Raw genomic sequence first — 5489 nt, 5'->3', positions numbered from 1 at the left:
TTACCTCCGCGGTTGGAATCTCGATCACGGCACCGACCTTGCCGTCTTCTGGGACGAGATCCCGATCAACCTGCCGACGCATGCCCATGGCCAGGGCTACACCGATCTCAACTGGCTGATTCCGGAAACCGTGGGCGGGCTGGATATCCGCAAAGGACCATATTGGGCCGATGTCGGCGACTTCGAAAACGCCGCCAACCTGCACATCTCCGTGGTGGATACCGTTCCGCATAACATAGAGTCCGTCACCGTCGGCAGCTTCGGCTACCAGAGGTACCTGACCCTCGGCTCTACCAAGCTCGGCGGCGGCAACCTGCTCTACGCCGGCGAATCGACCGGCTACGACGGACCGTGGACCACGTCCGACGATATGAAGAAGTTCAGCGGCCTCTTGCGCTACACCCAGGGCACCGCGACGGACGGATTCTCACTGACCGGGTTGGCTTACACCAATACCTGGAACATGACCGAACAGAATGCGCTGCGTGCCTACACGACGGGGCAGATCGGCCTCAACGGCGAGATCGATCCGACCGATGGCGGCGACACCAGCCGCTTCTCCCTGTCCGGCAGGGTGGCACAGACCACCGACAACGGTTCGTGGAAAGCCAACGCCTATGTCGTCAAATACACAATGAATCTATTCAACGATTTTACTTGGAGCTTGGACGATCCGGTGACCGGCGACCAGTTCCATCAGCACGACGATCGCGTTTACGGCGGCGGAGGTGCGTCGCGTACCTTCGACTGGACCTTGGGCACGTTGCCGACCGAAACAGTGATCGGCGTGCAGACCCGCGACGACGACATCAACATCCAGCTAAACAATACGGTGGCACGGCAGTTTCTATCGAACACCCTGGTCGACCATGTCAATGAGGGCAACGCCGCCATCTATGCCGAGAATACCGTGCATTGGACCAATTGGTTGCGAACGGTGGTCGGTTGGCGCGGCGATTATTATGCGGCATCGGTCAATTCAATGCTGCAACCGGCGAACTCGGGAAATCCGCGGGAGGCCATCGGCAGCCCTAAATTCCGTATGGTCATCGGCCCGTTTGCCAACACCGAATTGTTCGTTGGCGCCGGCATGGGGTACCACAGCAACGATGCGCGCGGGACCGTGACGACCGAGGTGCCGGGCGATCCGGCAACGCCCCAAGATGCGACGCCATTTTTGGTGCGCTCACGCGGCGCCGAATTCGGCGTTCGAACCAAAGCGATACCGAACCTCGATAGCTCGATCAGCCTATTCTACATCCACCAGGATTCTGAGCTGTTCTTCAGTGGCGATGAGGGCACGACGACTCCCGGACTGCCGAGCCAGCGCACCGGCATCGAATTCACCAACGACTATCGGCTGTCGTCCTGGTTTCATATTGACGCCAATCTGGCGCTGTCGCGCGCCCGCTTTCTCGGCTTCGATACGACACAGGAAGCGCTTTACGAGTCGCTCGCCGGGTATCCGCAAGCGCAGATTGGCAACGCGCCAGGCAACTATGTGTACAACGCGCCCTGGATGATCGGTTCGGCCGGCATCACACTTGGCGAGAAGACCGGTTGGTTCAGCGCACTGCGCTGGCGCTACATCAGCTCGCGACCGCTGACCGAGGACGGCGTCTTTCAGTCGCCGCCGATGAATGTCGTCAACGCCGGCGTCGGCTACCGCTTCGATAATGGCTGGCATATCCAGCTTGACGCGCTCAATCTGTTGAACTCCTCGACCGATCAGGTCACCTACGCCTACGGTGGACTGCTCACGACCGACGCCCTCTTTGCCTTATGCTATCCGGGCCATGGGCCATCGACCGTGCCGGCGGCAGTCTGCGCCAACGGCGTGATGGATTATTCCTATCATCCACTAGAGCCGTTGGCCTTTCGTCTGACGCTGGCCGGCCCGCTAGAGACAATCGGGACCCTCAACATGCCGCAAATGGCGCGCGAGATGAGGCGATCGTTTCCCGCTGACCCGCTGCAGGCGGGAGACTACGACTGGACGGGTCTTCATCTTGGCGCTCACGTCGGCGCGTCATGGGCCAAGACCAGCGGCGGTACAGTCAATGCCGCGACCGGAACGGCGACGACGTCGCCTTACCCTGACGCGCCGGATTGGCATGGCGGCGTCCAAGTCGGCTACGACTACATGTTGCCTTCCCGGGTGGTGTTTGGCGTCGAGGCTGATGTCTCCTCGGGCGGCACCAAAATTACAAACATCACCGACACCTCGGGCACCAGCGCGAACGAACTGAGAGTATTCGACGCGGAAAGCGCGCGCGGCCGCCTCGGCTATGCGTTCAACAACGTCCTGCTCTACGGCACCGGCGGCTGGGTCTGGTCGAGTAACCAATACATACGCACGCAACTCACCGGGGCGCTCAATCTCGCGACCGCCGGTACCGATGAGGCGGTCAACAGATACCTTGGTGGCTGGACCGCCGGCGCCGGAGTGGCGATGGCATTCGCGCAGGACTGGAACGCCTTCGCTGAATACCGCTACACCGATTATGGCCCGACCGTGATCTCGCTGCCGTTTTCGCAACTCTCAACGACGACGGCCGGCAAAGTGAGCGAGGTCGATGTCGGGGTGAACTACAAATTCAACCTCTGCGCTGCCGGGACCGATGGCGCGTCGATGGCCCATACGTTCTCCGCTGCCTATAGCGGCAAGCCGGCACATCTCGCGGAGGCATCTGCCCTTTCTCCCGCGTTCACGTGGACCGGACTTTATGTCGGCGGCGACAGCGGCTTTGGCTGGGACAGCGCCAAAGGCACTCTCACCGACGCGACGGGTGCACCGCTGTCACCGTACGACTACAACGTCCACGGCCCGATTGTCGGGGTCTTCGCCGGCGGCAACTATCAATTCGGTCAATTCGTGGCTGGCGTGGAGGGCGATTGGCAACGGTCCAGTCTGACGGGCAATAATCAGTATTACGCGCCGCTCGGCGCAGCTGGCGCTTTCCCCGGCGGCCCGTTCTACGTCTCAACGACGATCAAAGATTACGAGTCGATCCGCGGCCGCCTGGGCTTTGCGTACGGCCGCTTCCTTGTTTTCGGCACTGGTGGCTGGGCGTGGGGCGATCCGTCGAACGACTACGGCCTGGTCGGCTCTGCTCCGTTTGTCAGTGAGGGCTGGAATGCCGCAGGCTGGACGGCCGGCGCCGGACTAGACTATGCCCTGACCGATAACGTCTTCGGCCGCGTGGAATACCGCTACACCGACCTTCGGACTTCCGGCTTCGTCAACGTTGCGACCGATTCGGCTGACGCCGCGAACAAAGTAGCTATAAGCGACGTTCGCGTCGGCATTGCATACAAATTCAATCCGCTTCCCGTTAGGAATTGAACCGTCCGCGAAAAGACAGACATCGATCGCCGGAGGCGAAAATGGCAAGTCCGGCCGAAAAGGCGGAGTTCGATGCGTGCGCGCTGCTCGCACCGCTTGGATTCGACGATTTCTTTCGAGACCATTGGGAGCAAAAGCCGCTTCACCTCCCACGCGGCGATGCGCATTACTATGACCGCGTTCTCACCAACGCGGATTTGGACGGCATCATCTCTACCAGCGACCTGCGCTATCCGGCGATTCAGCTGGCCAGGAATGGGGCCTACCTGCCCGCGGAAGCCTATACGACCAACATCAGGCACGGCACCGAATCCTTCACCGGCGTGCCCGATCTGCGCCAAATTCAATCCGAGTATCGTTCGGGCGCGACTGTGGTATTGCCGGCGCTGCAACGAACCTGGGCGCCGTTGCGCCAATTGTGCGCGGCGCTTGAAGATCGATTCAGCCATCCGGTCCACGCTAACGCGTACCTCACGCCGGGAGATACGCCCGGGTTCACGCCGCACTACGACACGCATGAAGTTCTTGTCCTGCAGATAGCCGGAAGCAAGCGCTGGCAGATCTTTCCGCCGTCGCGGCCTTTGCCACACCGCAGTCAGACGTTCACGCCGGTTGGGTTCGTGTTGCCGCCGCCGCTACTCGAACTCGAATTGAACCCGGGTGATTTTTTGTATCTCCCACGGGGCTACGTTCATGCAGCACATACCTCGCAGGACCACTCCGCGCACGTTACTATCGGCATAACCGTCTATACCTGGATCGAACTCATTGGCGAACTCGCCAACGCATCGAAAGAAATCGCTGAATTGCGTACCGCGTTGCCACCCGGCTTCGCCGCGCGAGAGGACCTTAAAGAGACGCTATGTCGAAACCTCGTGCATTGCCTCGACCTAATGCGTGAAAACATCGAGGGCAAACAATTCATCGAAGGCTTTTTGCAGAAGGTCAGCTCCGCTCGCGCTCGTCCACAGGAGGCCTTCAATTCGGACGCAACGGTGATTGGCCTGCAAACGATGGTCAAAACGCCCGATCCGGGGAATTATCGGCTCTTGACCGAACGGGGCAGGGTGATGCTGGAATTTGCGGGCAAAAAGTTCGCCCTCCCAGACCATATCCGCGTGACGATCGATGAAATGTGCAGAAGGCAATCATTTCGACCGGTCGACTTGTCGAGCCCCCTCGACAATGACGGACGGCTCACGTTGACCCGCTATCTCTACGGCGAAGGCTTCCTCACGCGGGCGGATTAACGTTCTGTGCTCCGACCCCAGCGCATCGGCCGTTATCTGAGCCTCGATGGCGGCGGATACGTCCAGCCTGATGTCTCGCCTGATCGTGTACGGCCCTTTTGGACGCCACTCGTTACCTTCGTGCGGGACGCCTTGACGGATCGTGAAGGCGTCCGTTCGGTCTATCTGCGCGGCTCGATCGCACGGGGCTTGGCAATCGAGAACGTCTCGGACGCCGACTTTATCTACCTATCAGATATCGACTTCGACCGGGCCGATGCCGAGCTGGAGAGGGTGGTCGAAGCAAAATTCCCGTTCGTGAAAGGACTTGAGCTTTCGCGTTTGGATCGTGCAGCCCTTGAGAGAGTGCGCCCGCGGCAACGCCGGCCCCATTTTCACATGCTGCTTCAGACACAATGCCTGTTCCTCGCTGGCGAGGACATCACAAGGGATACCCCGCCCTTCAGGCTTGGGTCCGACATGGTCAGTCATGTGTTTTCGTTGCAAGATGAATTCTTGCGACTGCCAAGGTTGTTGGAAGAAGGTCGCAAGAGCGGCGTCGAAAAGGCCATGCACCAATGGTTTTCGCGAAGAATCGTGCGCTCGGGATTCGAGGTCACGATGGACCGAAACGATTGCTTCACGCGCGACCTTTATCTTTGTTATGAGCAATTTACCAAATTTTATCCGGCGCGAGCCGATGAGATGTTTCGCGTCCTGGCAAATTGCCTAAACGGCACACAAAGCCCCTTGCAATACCGGCCGCTCGTCGCATTCCTGACAGGTGAGGGCACGCGTCTGTGAAATTGCTTCCAAGCGTGACCCCACCCGCGAGGCAGTGCATCTCGTTGATCATACGAAGGAATTCAAGACTTTGGTGGGGTCACGTTTCGCGCGTGATGTGACCCCACAGT

General features: G+C 59.8%; 3 protein-coding genes. All 3 read left to right on the top strand.

Annotated elements, in window-relative coordinates:
• The coding region (locus VGG64_25740) for a TonB-dependent receptor (GenBank protein ID HEY1603032.1) at positions 1 to 3346 on the top strand (3346 nt) is incomplete at its 5' end.
• A gap of 197 nt (positions 3347 to 3543) precedes the next feature.
• Positions 3544 to 4596, top strand: coding sequence for a cupin domain-containing protein (locus VGG64_25735; protein ID HEY1603031.1), 1053 nt, complete (start codon positions 3544 to 3546; stop codon positions 4594 to 4596).
• Between the two features lie 6 nt (positions 4597 to 4602).
• Entirely contained in the window at positions 4603 to 5379 is a 777-nt protein-coding gene (locus VGG64_25730) for a nucleotidyltransferase domain-containing protein (GenBank protein HEY1603030.1), read from the top strand.
• Positions 5380 to 5489 lie beyond the last annotated feature (110 nt).

The sequence above is a fragment of the Pirellulales bacterium genome, assembly GCA_036490175.1.
In the GTDB taxonomy this organism is placed as follows: domain Bacteria; phylum Planctomycetota; class Planctomycetia; order Pirellulales; family JACPPG01; genus JACPPG01.
Note: the sequence above shows the minus strand (reverse complement) of the source record. Positions and strands in the feature narration are given on the sequence as shown.